The 15,686-nt window shown below is 51.7% G+C and carries 7 protein-coding genes and 2 rRNA genes; all 9 read right to left on the bottom strand.

Annotated features, from left to right (window positions below):
- Positions 1–17 precede the first annotated feature (17 nt).
- A 23S ribosomal RNA gene (locus ACTVDO_RS02345) occupies positions 18–2,945 on the bottom strand.
- A 240-nt stretch (positions 2,946–3,185) separates the two neighbouring features.
- A 16S ribosomal RNA gene (locus ACTVDO_RS02350) occupies positions 3,186–4,743 on the bottom strand.
- Together the 16S and 23S rRNA genes form the textbook arrangement of a ribosomal RNA operon.
- Positions 4,744–5,243: 500 nt before the next feature.
- Positions 5,244–6,311 (bottom strand): HD-GYP domain-containing protein, encoded by a 1,068-nt coding sequence (locus ACTVDO_RS02355; protein WP_020958263.1) that lies wholly within the window; start codon positions 6,309–6,311, stop codon positions 5,244–5,246.
- A 455-nt stretch (positions 6,312–6,766) separates the two neighbouring features.
- Positions 6,767–9,235: a DNA gyrase subunit A gene (gene gyrA / locus ACTVDO_RS02360; protein ID WP_442900968.1), complete on the bottom strand. Its 2,469-nt coding sequence runs from the start codon at positions 9,233–9,235 to the stop codon at positions 6,767–6,769.
- 153 nt (positions 9,236–9,388) lie between these two features.
- Entirely contained in the window at positions 9,389–11,311 is a 1,923-nt protein-coding gene (gene gyrB, locus ACTVDO_RS02365; RefSeq protein WP_442900969.1) for a DNA topoisomerase (ATP-hydrolyzing) subunit B, read from the bottom strand.
- A gap of 45 nt (positions 11,312–11,356) precedes the next feature.
- Complete coding sequence (gene recF, locus ACTVDO_RS02370) at positions 11,357–12,475, bottom strand: DNA replication/repair protein RecF (protein WP_020958260.1); 1,119 nt, start codon at positions 12,473–12,475, stop codon at positions 11,357–11,359.
- 11 nt (positions 12,476–12,486) lie between these two features.
- Positions 12,487–12,708: a S4 domain-containing protein YaaA gene (yaaA, locus tag ACTVDO_RS02375; RefSeq protein WP_020958259.1), complete on the bottom strand. Its 222-nt coding sequence runs from the start codon at positions 12,706–12,708 to the stop codon at positions 12,487–12,489.
- A gap of 195 nt (positions 12,709–12,903) precedes the next feature.
- Entirely contained in the window at positions 12,904–14,040 is a 1,137-nt protein-coding gene (dnaN, locus tag ACTVDO_RS02380) for a DNA polymerase III subunit beta (protein ID WP_020958258.1), read from the bottom strand.
- A gap of 170 nt (positions 14,041–14,210) precedes the next feature.
- Complete coding sequence (gene dnaA / locus ACTVDO_RS02385) at positions 14,211–15,563, bottom strand: chromosomal replication initiator protein DnaA (protein WP_020958257.1); 1,353 nt, start codon at positions 15,561–15,563, stop codon at positions 14,211–14,213.
- Between the last annotated feature and the right edge of the window lie 123 nt (positions 15,564–15,686).

Here is a 15,686-nt window from a genome sequence, read left to right on the forward strand (position 1 = left end):
TGGGAAGAAGCCGCATTTTGGTTAAGCCCTCGATCGATTAGTATCCGTCAGCTGCACGTGTCGCCACGCTTCCACCTCGGACCTATCGACCTCGTCATCTTCGAGGGATCTTACTCGCTTCACGCGATGGGAAATCTCATCTTGAGGGGGGCTTCACGCTTAGATGCTTTCAGCGCTTATCCCGTCCGCACATAGCTACCCAGCGGTGCCCCTGGCGGGACAACTGGTACACCAGCGGTGCGTCCATCCCGGTCCTCTCGTACTAAGGACAGCTCCTCGCAAATTTCCTGCGCCCACGACGGATAGGGACCGAACTGTCTCACGACGTTCTGAACCCAGCTCGCGTACCGCTTTAATGGGCGAACAGCCCAACCCTTGGGACCGACTACAGCCCCAGGATGCGATGAGCCGACATCGAGGTGCCAAACCTCCCCGTCGATGTGGACTCTTGGGGGAGATCAGCCTGTTATCCCCGGGGTAGCTTTTATCCGTTGAGCGATGGCCCTTCCATGCGGAACCACCGGATCACTAAGCCCGACTTTCGTCCCTGCTCGACCTGTCCGTCTCGCAGTCAAGCTCCCTTGTGCCTTTGCACTCTCCGAATGATTTCCAACCATTCTGAGGGAACCTTTGGGCGCCTCCGTTACCTTTTGGGAGGCGACCGCCCCAGTCAAACTGCCCACCTGACACTGTCTCCCACCCCGATAAGGGGTGCGGGTTAGAATTTCAATACCGCCAGGGTGGTATCCCACCGCCGCCTCCACCGAAGCTGGCGCTCCGGCTTCTCTGGCTCCCACCTATCCTGTACAAGCGATACCAAAATTCCATATCAGGCTGCAGTAAAGCTCCACGGGGTCTTTCCGTCCTGTCGCGGGTAACCTGCATCTTCACAGGTAATATAATTTCACCGGGTCTCTCGTTGAGACAGTGCCCAAGTCGTTACACCTTTCGTGCGGGTCGGAACTTACCCGACAAGGAATTTCGCTACCTTAGGACCGTTATAGTTACGGCCGCCGTTTACTGGGGCTTCGGTTCGCACCTTCGCTTGCGCTAAGCGCTCCCCTTAACCTTCCAGCACCGGGCAGGTGTCAGCCCCTATACGTCGCCTTTCGGCTTCGCAGAGACCTGTGTTTTTGATAAACAGTCGCTTGGGCCTTTTCACTGCGGCTCGTTCGGGCTCGTCACCCAAACGAGCACCCCTTCTCCCGAAGTTACGGGGTCATTTTGCCGAGTTCCTTAACGAGAGTTCTCCCGCGCGCCTTAGGATTCTCTCCTCGCCTACCTGTGTCGGTTTGCGGTACGGGCACCTCTTCCCTCGCTAGAGGCTTTTCTTGGCAGTGTGAAATCGGGGACTTCCGGATGACTCCGTCGCCGTCACCGCTTGGCCTTTTTGATCCGCGGATTTGCCTACGGATCAGCCTTGCGGCTTGGACAGGCTCTTCCAACCGCCTGCTCGCCCTATCCTCCTGCGTCCCCCCATTGCTCAAACGGGAAGGAGGTGGTACAGGAATCTCCACCTGTTGTCCATCACCTACGCCTTTCGGCCTCGGCTTAGGTCCCGACTAACCCTGAGCGGACGAACCTTCCTCAGGAACCCTTAGGCTTTCGGCGCAGAGGATTCTCACCTCTGTTTTCGCTACTCATACCGGCATTCTCACTTCTAAGCGCTCCACCAGTCCTTCCGGTCTGGCTTCTGTGCCCTTAGAACGCTCCCCTACCGATGACCAACGGTCATCCCGCAGCTTCGGCGGCACGTTTAGCCCCGGTACATTTTCGGCGCAGAGTCACTCGACCAGTGAGCTATTACGCACTCTTTAAATGGTGGCTGCTTCTAAGCCAACATCCTGGTTGTCTGGGCAACTCCACATCCTTTTCCACTGAACGTGCACTTCGGGGCCTTAGCTGGCGATCTGGGCTGTTTCCCTCTTGACCACGGATCTTATCACTCGCAGTCTGACTCCCAAGGATAAGTCATTGGCATTCGGAGTTTGACTGGGTTCGGTAACCCGATGAGGGCCCCTAGCCCAATCAGTGCTCTACCTCCAAGACTCTCACCTTGAGGCTAGCCCTAAAGCTATTTCGGGGAGAACCAGCTATCTCCAAGTTCGATTGGCATTTCACCCCTACCCACACCTCATCCCCGCACTTTTCAACGTGCGTGGGTTCGGGCCTCCAGCCGGTGTTACCCGGCCTTCACCCTGGACATGGGTAGATCACCTGGTTTCGGGTCGACGACGACGTACTCATACGCCCTGTTCAGACTCGCTTTCGCTGCGGCTCCGCCTGTTCGGCTTAACCTCGCACGCCATCGTCACTCGCCGGTTCATTCTACAAAAGGCACGCCATCACCCTTAAACGGGCTCTGACTACTTGTAGGCACACGGTTTCAGGTTCTCTTTCACTCCCCTTCCGGGGTGCTTTTCACCTTTCCCTCACGGTACTGGTGCACTATCGGTCACTAGGGAGTATTTAGCCTTGGGAGATGGTCCTCCCTGCTTCCGACGGGATTTCCCGTGTCCCGCCGTACTCAGGAGCCGCCCGGGAGGGAACGAAGTTTCGACTACAGGGCTGTCACCTTCTCTGGCCGGCCGTTCCAGACCGGTTCGTCTACCCCGTTCCTTTCTCACTCCCATCTGGGCGGTCCTACAACCCCAAGAGGCACGCCTCTTGGTTTGGGCTGTTCCCGTTTCGCTCGCCGCTACTCAGGGAATCGCGTTTGCTTTCTTCTCCTCCGGGTACTAAGATGTTTCAGTTCCCCGGGTGTGCCCTCCATGCCCTATGGATTCAGGCATGGATCCTGCCCCATTACGGGCAGGGGGTTCCCCCATTCGGACATCTCCGGATCGACGCTTGCTTACAGCTCCCCGGAGCGTTTCGGCGTTTGCCCCGTCCTTCATCGGCTCCTAGTGCCAAGGCATCCACCGTGCGCCCTTTCTAGCTTAACCTACAGCGCTTCTCGGCTTCTTCCTTTGCTTTTCCGGTTATCTAGTTTTCAAGGAACGAGACTGCTTCTTGAAGTTGCTTCTCTGCGGTCTTGCGCCGAGGAATCCATCTTCCTTGAATCTGCTGGAAGACGCAGGCGCAAAACACGTGAAGGAATTTTTCATTCCCTCAAAACCGAACGAAACGAAAGCGCGGTGTATCGACAGTTGGCCATTACGGCCTCCGCTTTTCTTCATCCTTAGAAAGGAGGTGATCCAGCCGCACCTTCCGGTACGGCTACCTTGTTACGACTTCACCCCAATCACTTGCCCCACCTTCGGCGGCTGGCTCCCTTGCGGGTTACCTCACCGACTTCGGGTGTTGCAAGCTCTCGTGGTGTGACGGGCGGTGTGTACAAGGCCCGGGAACGTATTCACCGCGGCATGCTGATCCGCGATTACTAGCGATTCCGGCTTCATGCAGGCGAGTTGCAGCCTGCAATCCGAACTGAGAGCGGCTTTTTGGGATTCGCTCCCCCTCGCGGGTTCGCAGCCCTTTGTACCGCCCATTGTAGCACGTGTGTAGCCCAGGTCATAAGGGGCATGATGATTTGACGTCATCCCCACCTTCCTCCGACTTTTAGCCGGCAGTCCCTCTAGAGTGCCCACCTGAATGCTGGCAACTAGAGGCAAGGGTTGCGCTCGTTGCGGGACTTAACCCAACATCTCACGACACGAGCTGACGACAACCATGCACCACCTGTCACCCTGTCCCCCCGAAGGGGGAACGCCCAATCTCTTGGGTTGTCAGGGGATGTCAAGACCTGGTAAGGTTCTTCGCGTTGCTTCGAATTAAACCACATGCTCCACCGCTTGTGCGGGCCCCCGTCAATTCCTTTGAGTTTCAGCCTTGCGGCCGTACTCCCCAGGCGGAGTGCTTATCGCGTTAGCTGCAGCACTAAAGGGTGTGACCCCTCTAACACTTAGCACTCATCGTTTACGGCGTGGACTACCAGGGTATCTAATCCTGTTTGCTCCCCACGCTTTCGCGCCTCAGCGTCAGTTACAGGCCAGAGAGCCGCCTTCGCCACTGGTGTTCCTCCACATCTCTACGCATTTCACCGCTACACGTGGAATTCCGCTCTCCTCTCCTGCACTCAAGTCCCCCAGTTTCCAATGACCCTCCACGGTTGAGCCGTGGGCTTTCACATCAGACTTAAAGGACCGCCTGCGCGCGCTTTACGCCCAATAATTCCGGACAACGCTCGCCCCCTACGTATTACCGCGGCTGCTGGCACGTAGTTAGCCGGGGCTTTCTCGTGAGGTACCGTCACCGCGCCGCCTTGTTCAAACGGCGCTCCTTCGTCCCTCACAACAGAGCTTTACGACCCGAAGGCCTTCTTCGCTCACGCGGCGTCGCTCCGTCAGACTTTCGTCCATTGCGGAAGATTCCCTACTGCTGCCTCCCGTAGGAGTCTGGGCCGTGTCTCAGTCCCAGTGTGGCCGGTCACCCTCTCAGGCCGGCTACGCATCGTCGCCTTGGTGAGCCGTTACCTCACCAACTAGCTAATGCGCCGCGGGCCCATCCGCAAGTGACAGCCAAAGGCCGCCTTTCAACCGAAGACCATGCGGTCTTCGGTGTTATCCGGTATTAGCTCCGGTTTCCCGGAGTTATCCCGGTCTTGCGGGCAGGTTGCCCACGTGTTACTCACCCGTCCGCCGCTGACCGAATCAAGGCAAGCCCTGATCCGGTCCGCTCGACTTGCATGTATTAGGCACGCCGCCAGCGTTCGTCCTGAGCCAGGATCAAACTCTCCAAAAGAAAGTTGATTGGCTAATCCAGCTTTGGCCCGCCGCCCGGGGTCAAACAACCTTCGCCTCCGGAATGTAAACATCCCTGCAGGCGAAAAGCATTTGCCCATCGCGATCGCCAGAATGGCGATATTTCACCGCCATCCGCAGGATGCAGGTTGCTTTTAGGCGGAATATCGGACCTCAGCTTTTCTTCATGACGCTTGCGTTTTGTTTAGTTTTCAAGGAGCTTGATTACTGTCAATGTTGACAGCTATTAAATAATAACTTATGGGCAACAAAAAGTCAATAGTTTTTTTATTTTGTTGTCGTCACAAACAAAATTGGTTGAGGTGAGATAAAACAAAAAGCGGTAGGCTCTATGCATGATCTTTCCTCTCACGTACAGGAACATGTTTTCTATATCATCCGTTTTACATCTTCTATTCTGTGGAAGCAAGAGGAAGAATGACGGCAAACCCTGATTCATCCCTACTGACACTCACGAGTGGAAGTGTGGTTCTTCTTGCTTCAGGATGATAAAATTTCCTCGATGTATAGGTCACGCTGTTCGACTAGTGAAAGCAATTGTCCAGTTTCCGTCACCTTGACGATCGGCCTTGCCGGTTCATCAGGATGGATAAATACGACCTCAGCCGTTTCGCCATTTGATAGTTTGACAATGGTTCCCGTTTGTAAGCTAGCGAGATGGTTCGAAAGCAAGGCGACTGCCTCTGCATTTAGTCTGCCAAATTGCTCCCGCTGCATTGCCTCAATAGCCCGAAAGGGAGACTGCTTATGGCGGTATAGACGTTCTGAAGTCATTGCGTAGTACACGTCAGCGACCGCAATGAGCTGGCTGTATGGGTGAATTTTTTCTGCTTTAACTCGTAACGGGTAGCCGCTGCCGTCATTCCGTTCGTGATGTTGCAGCACAGCTAACTTTGCTCCTTGACTCAATGCCGCAATTTTTTGCACCATTTGGTAACCAAAAATAGGATGCTGTTCTATTTGACGAAATTCCGCCTCAGTGAGTGCCGAAGGTTTCAGCAAAATTTGACTGCTTATTTTGGCCATGCCACAGTCAGCTAAAATGCCAGCGAGCACAATTTGATGGCATTCACCTTGGCCGTAGCCGAAATGCGCAGCTAAAAAACCGGCGAGCAACCCGACACTGACAGCGTGGTGATATAAATATTCTTCCTTTGTCGTATAATGGTGAAGCATAAGCAATTCCCGTTTATGCTTTATCATTTCATTGAAAAGAGGAATGGCGATTTCTCTTATTTCACCGATGTCGATTGGCAAGCCGGATTGCCATGATTGGAACGCCTTTTTATAATGTTGGACTGCTTCTAAATACAACATGATCGGTCGTTCGTCAGGTTCCATTGAGAGGGAGCCGTCCGCAAGGAATGGCTCACCGTTGGCTAGCACCGGTTCGATTTCCACTTCGTCAATGAGAAACTTGCTAAGCACGTGCAACAGTGTCTCATTGATGATAGCATTTTTCGGCACAATCGGTTTTTTAGTTTTACCAAGCACATCTTCAGCAAGCACACAGCCTTCACGAAGCTGGGCCAAATTCACGCGCACCATCAGTTATGTCCTCCTTATCTCGATCATTTACCTTTTTCTGATCGAAGACACCCATTTCCATTTTGCGCAAAGCTCTCTTCTGAAAATGAGCGAATAGAACAGAAGTTGTGACAGAGAGGCCGTAACACAGAAAATATGTAAGTACCATTCACCTTGCGCAACCCGAGGGGATAAAAACCAAGTGAAAGAAAGGGAGACACCAAAACGAATATTTCAACAAATTATCTTGCAGAGAACTCGCGCGATAAATATCCCCTTCCGTAGGAACTGCGGGAACGGTTTGCTTCATAACCGGCGGTTACACCGATATTCTTCGGAATCCGTGCTCCCTTATTTCATTACACATTCGGCAGCGATAGTTCAATTTTATCGTAACATAAATTTACCTGTAGGGGCAGTGCTGCCGCTGACAAAAAAAGACGCTCCGCACCTTTGTGGACGGAACGTCATAATGACTAAGCGGAATGATCTTCCTCTTCCTCCTTTTCTTCTTCAGGTACTTTTGCCACGGTAGCGACGCATTCGTGCTCGTCTTCACCGGAGAGACGAATGAGTTTAACACCTTGGGCGATTCTCCCTGTTCGGGAAATATCGCTGACCGCGATGCGAATGAGCACGCCGCCGGTCGTAATAACCATTAAGTCTTCATTGCCGACGACCGTTGTCACTGCGACGACAGAGCCGTTTTTTCCTGTAACGTTGCACGTTTTCAATCCTTTACCACCGCGGCTTTGCACTCGATATTCCGAAGCAGGGGTGCGCTTGCCGAATCCTTTTTTCGTGACGACAAGCACGTCGTGGTGATCTTCTAAAATCTCCATGCCGACGACTTCATCATCGTCGTCAATCGTGATCGCCTTGACTCCAGTTGCACTGCGTCCCATCGTTCGCACGTCGGTTTCCGGAAAGCGGATGAGCATCCCGTTTTTCGTGCCAATAATCAAATGTTTTTTACCGTCCGTCAGTCTGACGGAAATCAGCTCATCCCCTTCGCGCAAATGAATGGCAATTAACCCGTTGTTGCGAATATGGGCGAAGGAGGAAAGCGGGGAACGCTTGGCAATCCCTTGTTTTGTCGCAAACACAAGGTAACGTTCATCATCAAATGTTTCAATTGGGATCATGGCATTGATCCACTCATCTTTATCAAGCTCAAGCAAGTTAATGATCGGCAGGCCCTTGGCCGTTCGGCCGAACTCCGGAATTTCGTAACCTTTCGCCTGATATACTTTCCCTTTGTTTGTGAAAAATAGCACGGTGTCATGGGTCGATGTAATGAGCAAATGTTCGACAAAATCATCTTCCGCCGTGTGCATTCCTTGCACGCCCCGGCCGCCGCGCTTTTGACTCCGGTATGTCGATAAAGGCAGGCGCTTAATATAGCCTTTGTGAGTGAGCGTAACTACAATATGCTCATGCGGGATCAAGTCTTCGTCGTCGAGCTGTTCGACGGCCCCAACAATGATTTCCGTACGCCGCTCATCGTTGAACCGCTCTTTCACTTCGCTAAGTTCGTCGCGAATAATTTGCAACACTTTCTCTTCGTCGGCTAACACCGCTCTCAGCTCAGCAATAAGACGGACAATGTCTTGGTACTCTTGTTCGATTTTTTCCCGTTCAAGGCCGGTCAGCCGCTGCAGACGCATATCCAAAATCGCTTGCGCCTGCCGCTCGCTGAGCGAAAACCGCTCCATCAACCCTTCACGCGCTGCCTCCGTCGTCCGCGAACGGCGAATGAGGTCGATCACTTCATCTAAGTGATCAAGAGCAATGCGTAAACCTTCCAATATATGGGCACGCGCTTCTGCCTTTTTAAGTTCGAATGCTGTCCGCCGGCGGATCACGGTTTTTTGATGGGTTAAATAATGTTCTAGGCACTCTTTTAAGTTCAACACTTTCGGCTCGCCGTCGACTAGGGCGAGCATATTAATTCCGAAATTTGTTTGCAAGGCGGTATGTTTGTATAAGTTGTTTAACACGACTTTCGCATTCGCGTCGCGCCGCACTTCAATGACGATGCGCATCCCGCTCCGATCCGACTCATCGCGTAAATCGGTGATGCCATCGATTTTTCTTTCACGTACGAGTTCAGCAATCCGTTCAATCAGCTTTGCCTTGTTCACTTGGTAGGGGAGCTCGCTCACAATAATCGTTTCTTTGCCGTTGGCGTGCTGTTCAATTTCAGCTTTGGCACGCAACGTAATCGAGCCGCGGCCGGTTTCATACGCCTTGCGGATGCCGCTGCGGCCGATGATTTGTCCGGCTGTCGGGAAATCCGGACCTGGAATGTATTCCATCAAGTCGGCAACGGTCATCTCCGGGTTTCGGCTTAACGCCAACAGCGCATCGATGACCTCGCCAAGCTGATGAGGCGGGATGTTCGTCGCCATTCCGACCGCAATGCCCGACGAGCCGTTGACAAGCAAGTTCGGAAACCGCGACGGCAGCACGACCGGCTCTTTTTCCGATCCGTCATAGTTGTCCTGGTAGTCGATCGTGTCTTTATTGATGTCGCGCAGCAGCTCCATTGCGATTTTCGACATGCGCGCTTCTGTGTAACGCATGGCGGCGGCCGCATCGCCGTCGATCGACCCGAAGTTGCCATGCCCGTCGACGAGCATGTACCGATAGTTGAAGTCTTGCGCCATGCGCACCATTGTATCATACACGGCGGCGTCGCCGTGCGGGTGGTATTTCCCGATCACTTCGCCGACAATGCGGGCTGATTTTTTATACGGTTTATCGGCGGTCATGCCGAGGTCATGCATGGCGTATAAAATGCGCCGGTGCACCGGTTTCAGCCCGTCGCGCACGTCCGGCAAGGCGCGCGAAACGATGACGCTCATTGCGTAATCAAGGAACGACGAGCGCATTTCCTGGCTGATGTTGACTTCGCGAATGCGCGATTGTTCATGTTCTGCCATTCATATAAACCTCCCTTTTGAGCCTTCTTCGGCCCGGTCTGCCTTTACAGGGAGCAGACATAGGCGGACGGCGGGCGCCGCTTCGTTTGCGCGCCGGTTGGCCCCGCCGGCAAAAAGAAGCGGGGAGGGCGGTCCCATCCCTCTCTTTTCATCCTAAATATCCAAATTTTTCACATAACGGGCGTTTTCTTCAATAAATTGGCGTCGTGGCTCAACTTTGTCGCCCATTAAAATTTCAAACGTTTCATCTGCGTCAATGGCGTCTTGCAAGCTGACTTGAAGCAATGTTCGCTTTTCCGGGTTCATCGTCGTCTCCCAAAGTTGTTCCGGGTTCATTTCACCTAACCCTTTGTAGCGCTGAATTGTCGGCTTCGGTTGTTCCGGCAGCTCGGCCAGAATTTTTTCGAGTTGGCGGTCGTTGTAAGCGTAGCGCACTTGTTTTCCTTGTTCGATTTTATACAGGGGCGGCTGGGCGATATACACATAGCCGTGCTCGATAAATTCGCGCATGTAGCGATAAAAGAATGTCAAAAGGAGCGTGCGGATATGAGCGCCGTCGACGTCCGCATCGGTCATGATGATGACTTTATGATAACGCGCCTTTGAGATGTCGAACTCTTCGCCAATGCCGGTGCCAAGAGCGGTAATGATCGCCCGCACTTCGTTGTTGGACAAGATTTTGTCGATTCTTGCCTTCTCGACGTTGAGAATTTTCCCGCGCAGCGGCAAAATCGCCTGGAAATGACGGTCGCGCCCTTGTTTCGCTGAACCGCCCGCCGAATCCCCCTCAACGATATACAGCTCGCTGATCGACGGATCTCTTGACGAGCAGTCGGCGAGTTTGCCCGGCAAATTGGAGACTTCAAGCGCGCTTTTGCGCCGCGTTAATTCACGCGCCTTTTTGGCCGCCAACCGGGCGCGGGCGGCCATCAGGCCTTTATCGACAATTTTCCGGGCAACGGCTGGGTGTTCGAGTAAAAACGTCTCGAACTGCTCGGAGAAGACAGCGTCTGTCACCGTACGCGCATCGCTGTTGCCGAGTTTTGTTTTCGTCTGTCCCTCAAACTGTGGAGACGGGTGCTTGACCGACACAATGGCCGTCAGTCCTTCGCGCACGTCCTCGCCGGTCAAATTGGCATCGTTGTCTTTAAAAATTTGCTGTTTGCGCGCATAGTCGTTGATGATGCGCGTCAGCGCCATTTTAAAACCGGACTCATGCATGCCCCCTTCATACGTATGAATGTTGTTGACGAACGAATAAATGTTGCTCGTATAGCCGTCATTGTATTGCAAAGCGATTTCAACGGCGATGCCGTCGCGTTCCCCGGCGATATAAATCGGCTCTTCATGCAGCACTTCCCTTGTCCGGTTTAAATGGCGGACATAGGAGCGAATGCCCCCTTCGTAAAAATACTCATTTTTCCGGTTGTCGGTTCGTTCATCCGTAAGAATAATTTTCAAGCCGCGGTTTAAAAAGGCAAGTTCGCGCAGCCGAGTGGCCAGTGTTTCATAGTCAAACTCGGTCGTTTCCGTAAAAATTTCCGGGTCCGGCTTGAAGCGGGTGGTCGTCCCGGTTCGGTCGGTCTCCCCAACGATTTGCAAGTCAGTCCGGGGTTCGCCCCGTTCATACTTTTGGTAGTAGATTTTCCCGCCACGATACACATAAACTTCGAGCCATTCCGATAAGGCGTTCACAACCGAAGCGCCGACACCATGCAAGCCGCCGGACACTTTATAGCCCCCTCCGCCGAACTTTCCACCGGCGTGAAGGACCGTCATAATGACCTCAACGGCCGGACGTCCGGTCGCCTCGTGCACGTCAACTGGAATGCCGCGTCCGTTGTCAGCGACAGTGATGCTGCCATCTTTTCCGATCGTCACATGAATTTCCGTGCAATGGCCGGCCAATGCCTCATCGATGCTGTTATCGACGATTTCCCAAACGAGATGGTGCAACCCTTTTGGTCCTGTCGAGCCGATGTACATTCCCGGGCGTTTTCGAACCGCCTCAAGTCCCTCAAGCACTTGTATTTGACTCGCATCATACGCCTGCTCAACCCGTTGTTCCATTGTCATGCCATATCACCTACGCTTTCTTTGCAAACGTTCAACGTTTCGCAATCAAGAAGAGGCGGTTACCGAACCGGAGTAAACCCGATAGATGGCCGCTTCTTGAATGATGTCGTGCTTAATGCCGTCGATGCTTGTTGTAGTGACAAAAGTTTGCACTTTTTTCCGGATCGCATCAAGGAGGTGGGTTTGCCGAAAGTCGTCAAGTTCCGACAACACATCATCGAGCAATAAAATGGGGTAATCGCCTAACTCAGAAAAGATGAGCTCAATTTCCGCCAGTTTGACCGCCAGCGCTGTTGTGCGCTGCTGCCCTTGGGAGCCGAAAGTTTGCACGTTTTTACCATTGACAATAAACGCAATATCGTCACGGTGTGGGCCGACAAGCGTCGTCCCCCTCTGAATTTCCCGCTCCCTCATGGCGGCAAACGTTTCGCTGTATGCCTCTACTATTCTCGACAATTCTGCCTTTTCTGATACATCGACCGATGGTTCATACCGAATGTGAAGCCGTTCGGCGCCACGGCTGATTTCATGGTGGATCGGCATCGCCCATTGCTCGAGCAACGACAAAAACTGGCGGCGCCGCAAGGTGATTTTTGCCGCCAGCACCATGAGCTGCTCGGTTAATACATCGAGCACCGCCTCGTCGCTTCGCTCGCGTGCCTGCATCATTTTTAAGTAATGGTTGCGCTGCTGCAACAGTTTCTGGTATTGGCTCAAATCATGTATATAAACGGGCGATACTTGCCCGATTTCCATATCGACAAACCGGCGCCGTACTTGCGGGCTTCCTTTGACTAAATTCAAGTCCTCAGGAGCAAACATGACAACGTTCAAATGGCCGACATACTGACTGAGCCGCTGCTGTTCAATATGGTTGCATCTTGCCTTTTTTCCTTTCTTGGAGATCGTCAGTTCAAGCGCTAAAGAACCGCTTCGTTTTTCCGCTCTTCCCTCTATTTTAGCATATTCTTCATTCCAACGGATAAGGTCTTTATCGTTGGCGGTACGGTGCGATTTTGCCATCGCCAGGACGTAAATGGCCTCCATCATGTTCGTCTTCCCTTGAGCGTTTTCCCCTAAGATAATGTTTACGCCCTGTTCAAAGCTTAACGTTTCATGTCCATAATTGCGGTAGTTCGTTAACGTTAAGTCAGTCAGAAACACCTGGCCTTCACCTACTCCGTCTGCATGACGATAAACGTGCCGATCTGTTCAATATCGACCCGGTCGCCGTCTTTCAGCTTCCGTCCGCGCCGGTTCTCTTTTTCGCCGTTGACAAACACGTTGTACTCTTGCAAAAACCATTTGGCTGCGCCGCCCGTTTCAATCAAATTCATAAGCTTTAACAGCTGACCTAGTGTGATCGTTTCCGTTGTAATCGTTACCTTTTGTTCCATCCGCTCATCGCTCGCTTTCCTTCAAATTGCCTATTCTTTTATTTTACCGAAAAACTCTTTCACTCGCAAAGAAAGCCGATGAAGAGGATGGGAAGCAAACGTTCCGGTCCTCCTCATCGGGCATGGAAAGAGCAACGCCCAAGACAGCGCGGATGTGATGCATCTACAGACGGTTTTGTTTTGACGACAGAAACATCAATACGTTCTTACCGGCAAAATAAGTTGAAGCATTGAATCCGTATGAAGCGGGCGCAACAAGAACGGCCGCATCGCCCCTGTGAAACTGATTTGAATATCGTTGCCATCAAGCGCTCGCAGCGCATCCATCATGTATTTTGCGCTGAAGGAAATGTTTAATTCCTCGCCTTCGATCGACTCGGTCTTCAGCTGCTCGGTTACTTTTCCGATCTCCGGAGAAATGGAGGAAATTTCGAGCACCCCACCTGGGAGCGTCGTCAACTTCACGACATTGTTTCTTCCTTCCCTTGCAAGCAAGGACGCCCGATCGATCGCCTGCAAAAATTCCTTCGCATTGACGACCATGTTTGTTTTGCTGTCGGTTGGGATCAAACGGGCTGTCTCCGGATAATTTCCGTCAAGCAGCCGGGAAAAGAACAAAATATGTTCGGCCTTAAACAATACTTGATTAGCTGTGATAACGATGTCGACCGGAGCGCTGCCATCATCCAAAATTTTGCTCAACTCATTGAGACTTTTCCCAGGGATCACAACATTATACGAAACGGCGTTTTCCGCTTCAATTCTCACTTTACGCATCGCCAAACGATGACTATCTGTCGCCGTACAAACCAATTCGCCGTTTTCAACTTTCCAGTTGACACCTGTCAAGATCGGGCGCGTTTCCGATGTTGACACAGCAAACACTGTCTGCCGGACGACCGTTTTCAATAAATCAGCCGGAATTTGAAACACGTTTTCCTCTTCAATTTCCGGCAAACGTGGATATTCATCAGCGTTTAAGCCGTTGAGCCGAAATTCCGAATGGCCTGAGCGGATGACAGTCAGAAAGTTGTCTTCGGTTTCGATTTCGACCGTTTGTTGAGGGAGCTTTTTAACGATTTCGGCAAAAAAGCGCGCTTGCAGCACGATGCTTCCCGGCCTTTTTACGTCAACGAGCAGCCGTCCTTCCTTTTCAAGCGGAATAAACGACTCGATCGAAATGTCAGAGTCGCTCCCGGTTAACGTCACTCCAAGGGCGGTCGCCGTCAGTTTCATCCCTGTTAAAATCGGAATCGTCGTTCTTGTCGATACAGCTTTCATGACGTCTTGGACGCTTTTGGCCAGCGCTTCGCGGTCAATCGAAATGTTCACTTGTCGTTCCTCCCCGTTTAGTTGATGTCGGAAAATAAATTATAAAAATATAAAAAGAAAAATCATAGTAATAGTCGTATGGCTTGTTAGTATGTGGATAAATCAAAAAAGCGAAGCAAGCACAGCCTGTCCACATGTGGATAAGCTGTGCATAAAACAGCGATGTTTATTCACAGTTGCTTCAACTTTTCTTGAATTTCCTTTAAATGTTTTTGCAGCTGCGTGTCGGTTTGCAAAAGCTTTGATATTTTCTCATGGGCATGAATGACTGTCGTATGATCGCGGCCGCCAAATTCGTCGCCGATTTTCGGCAGCGAACAGTCGGTCAGCTCACGGGAGAGATACATGGCGATTTGCCGGGGGAACGCGACCGATTTTGTCCGTTTTTTCGCTTTAAAATCTTCGAGTTTAATATTGAAATGCTGCCCAACAACGCGCTGAATGTCCTGGATCGTAATGACTTTCGGCTTGGCGCTCGGAATGATATCTTTCAATGCTTCCGCTGCCAAGTCGGCGGTGATTTCTTTATTGATGAGCGATGAGTAGGCGACGACACGGATAAGAGCGCCTTCGAGTTCACGGATGTTTGAATCAATTTGATTGGCGATATAAAGCATGACTTCGTTCGGAATGTCAAATCCCTCAGCCTTCGCCTTTTTGCGGAGAATGGCAATCCGCGTTTCTAAATCAGGCGGCGTGATATCCGTGATCAGCCCCCATTCAAAGCGAGAGCGCAGGCGATCTTCAAGCGTTGGAATTTCCTTTGGCGGCCGGTCGCTTGAGATAACGATCTGCTTGCTTTCCTCATGCAGCGTGTTAAACGTATGGAAAAACTCCTCTTGTGTTTGTTCTTTGCCGGCCAGAAATTGAATATCGTCAATAAGCAGAACATCGACATTCCGGTACTTATTGCGAAAGTCGTCAGGGCGATTGTCGCGGATGGCGTTAATAAACTCGTTTGTAAATTTTTCCGAAGACAAATAGACGACTTTCGCGGACGGGTTATGTTCGATTACGTAGTGGCCGATCGCGTGCATTAAGTGCGTTTTTCCGAGCCCGACTCCGCCGTAGATGAAGAGGGGATTGTACGCCTTAGCCGGAGCCTCAGCGACCGCGAGCGACGCGGCGTGCGCAAACCGGTTGCCAGAGCCGATGACAAACGTATCGAACGTATATTTCGGATTTAACATGCTTTGCGGAAAATCATTCGCCTCTTCGTACGGTTTCCGTTGTTTTTTCGCAGACGACTGAAATTCCAACTCTTCGTCCGCTTGGTTTGGCGGAATGATAAATTTAACCGCCAACTCTTCACCGGTAATCGCGTAAATCGTTTCCGCAATTAAATGGGAATAGCGGGAATCAAGCCAGTCTCTAGCAAACTCGTTTGGGGCTACGATGACGAGTGTGTCACCTCGTAAAGAGTGGGCTTTCGTCGATTTGAGCCAAGTTTCAAAGCTCGGTTTGCTAATTTTCCGTTCGATTTCCCCGAGCACGCGATCCCATAAGTCATGGATATTTTCCACCCGTTGCCCCTCCCTTATTCAGAGGATAATGGTTCGTTATCAAAAAAAATAATTTGTGGAAAAGTATATTAAGGAAAAAAGGCGGCTTTTCGACAAAATCCACCAACTGTGGACAACACTATA

This window comes from Geobacillus sp. BK01 (assembly GCF_052220245.1).
Taxonomy (GTDB): domain Bacteria; phylum Bacillota; class Bacilli; order Bacillales; family Anoxybacillaceae; genus Geobacillus.